The following is a 2218-nucleotide window of genomic DNA, read 5'->3' as shown; positions in this document are numbered from 1 at the left end:
GGTCACCGCCATCGCCCTCGGCGCCGTCGAGAACTCCCTCGGCGCCATCACCGTCGACCTCACGGCCAAGCTCGCGGTCTCCAAGACCGACAGCGCGACGGTCTCGTGGAGCCTGAACCTGATGGGAGGTCAGCTCGCCCCGGTCACGTGCACGCCCACCGGGCTGACGGGCGGCGTGCTGTGCGTCGTCCTGAGCCTGGCGACGAATGTCGTCAAGCCGGTCGTCGACGGCCTGCTCGTGCCCGCACGCGACCTGCTGCTGGGCGACCAGGGTGACCAGCTGTTCCGGCTCGCGGTCGACGACGTCAAGACCGGGTTGATCACCATCCCGCTCCGCAGCGCGGTCAAGCCGTTCGTCGACCTCGCCGCGATGGGCCTCTCGGTGCAGGTCAACCACCAGGAGACCGGCACCTGCCGCAACCCCGACGACACGACCCGGGTGGCCTCGCTCAAGCTGTCGGCGATCAGCGTCGCCGTCCTGCGGCGCTCGAACGGGGCCCAGCTGAACCTCGGCAACGCGGAGGTGCGCACGCCCTGCTGACCCGGCCCCCGCCCATCGGGGCCGCGTCCCGCGTCGCCGGGACGCGGCCCCTTACTGTCACCCCAGCCCCGCGCCACTCCTCATCCAGCGAACTGGAGACCCGCCCGATGCTCCCGCTCCGGCCCGCTCGTGCCGCCGCCGTCGCCGTCATGCTCCTCACGACCGGATGCGCCGGGGACGACGGCGGCCGCGGGAGCGGCGCAGACGCCCGGACCGACGGGGCAGCAGGTGTGGAGACGAGTGCCGCCCGCGCCGACGTACCGTGCGCCGAGGGGGATGTCGGCCTCGGCCGCACGCTGCCGGCCTCGTCGGCCGAGGGAGCCCCGTCGACCGAGTGGACGCTGTGCTTCCACCTCGACCCGCAACGCGGCATGGTCCTGCGCGACGTGCGCCTCGGCACCGCCGACAGCGCTGTCCTCGTCGCGCACGAGATCGGCATCGCCCAGCTCGAGGTCCCCTACGACACCGGCGCGCGCCTCACCTCCGACATCACCAGCGCCGGCTTCGGCGGCACCAAGATGCAGACGCTGAGCGGGACGGAGTGCCCGGGCGAGCGGCTGACGCTTGCCGTGCCCGACATCGGCGACGGCACCAAGTTCGGCGACGTCCACGAGCGCGACGTCCTCTGCAGCGAGGTCGCGGACGCCGGCCTCGCCTACCGCTCCGAGGAGAACGGCACCCTCGAGGCGGCGCGGCACACCGCATGGAGCCTCTCGACCATCTCGAAGGTCGGCTGGTACGAGTACGTCACCCGCTACACGCTCTCCTCGGACGGCAGCATCGGGGTCGCGCTCGGCGCCACCGGCGACCTGTCGCCCGTCGACTTCACCGACGACCCCCATCACGGCCACGATGTCGCGCCGTCGGAGGGCGAGCGGCCGCCGTACGCCGCGAGCCACTCGCACAACGCCGTGTGGCGCGTCCACTGGGCGCTGCGGACCGGCGACGGCGACGCGGCCGCCGCGGACGAGGGCCTCGCGGTGGAGCAGTACGACGCGCGGGACACCGGCCGGCGCGGCGACCAGTCGTCCGTGCTCGACGGCGGGCTGACCCGGCTCGAGCACCCCACCCTCGCGCGCCGGACCGACCGCCGCTGGTGGCGCGTCCTCGCGCCCGGCGTCCTCAACGCCGACGGCCACCCGATCTCCTACGAGATCGAGCTGGGGCGGACCGACTCCTTCACCCTCTCCCACGACGAGACGCCTACCGGGAAGGGGAAGGAGACCGACCCGACGTACGACGTGGCCTTCACCAACGCCGACGACTGTCAGGTCTTCGCCACCGCCAACCGCGGGGCCTGCGGCGCCGGCGTCCCCGACTACGTCGACCTCGGCCGCACCCGCCCGCTCAGCGACGTCGTCTCCTGGGTCGCCGTCGGCTTCCACCACGTCCCGCGCGACGAGGACCAGTCACCGATGCAGCTGCACTGGCAGGGCTTCACCCTCCTCCCCCGCGATCTCACCGCACAGCGCCTCGACGTGCCGCCCGACCGCGCCGACCTCAACGGCCAGCCCGACGACTGGAACGGCGAGCCGCTCGACGAGCTGAGCGACGGCGGAGCCGGCCTCGGCCAGTAGGCGGCGCATGCCGATCACCTGTGGACGGGACGGTGGGCGGAGTCGGGGTTTGTGTCGGACCGTCCTGATGTGATGTCGGCATGGTCAGTGATCGGGCGGC

General features: G+C 73.0%; 2 protein-coding genes. Both read left to right on the top strand.

Translation table 11 applies throughout. The annotated features are described in order from the left end of the window. Positions 1 to 541: hypothetical protein (locus FHP29_RS21875; protein ID WP_158296634.1), on the top strand; the 541-nt coding region annotated here is incomplete at its 5' end. A 107-nt stretch (positions 542 to 648) separates the two neighbouring features. Then, the gene (locus FHP29_RS18400; protein WP_205014240.1) at positions 649 to 2118 is read left to right on the top strand and encodes a copper amine oxidase; all 1470 of its coding nucleotides are present in this window, start codon (positions 649 to 651) and stop codon (positions 2116 to 2118) included. The last annotated feature ends 100 nt before the right edge of the window (positions 2119 to 2218 follow it).

It is taken from the genome of Nocardioides albidus (assembly GCF_006335005.1).
Classification (GTDB): domain Bacteria; phylum Actinomycetota; class Actinomycetes; order Propionibacteriales; family Nocardioidaceae; genus Nocardioides; species Nocardioides albidus.
Note: the sequence above shows the minus strand (reverse complement) of the source record. Positions and strands in the feature narration are given on the sequence as shown.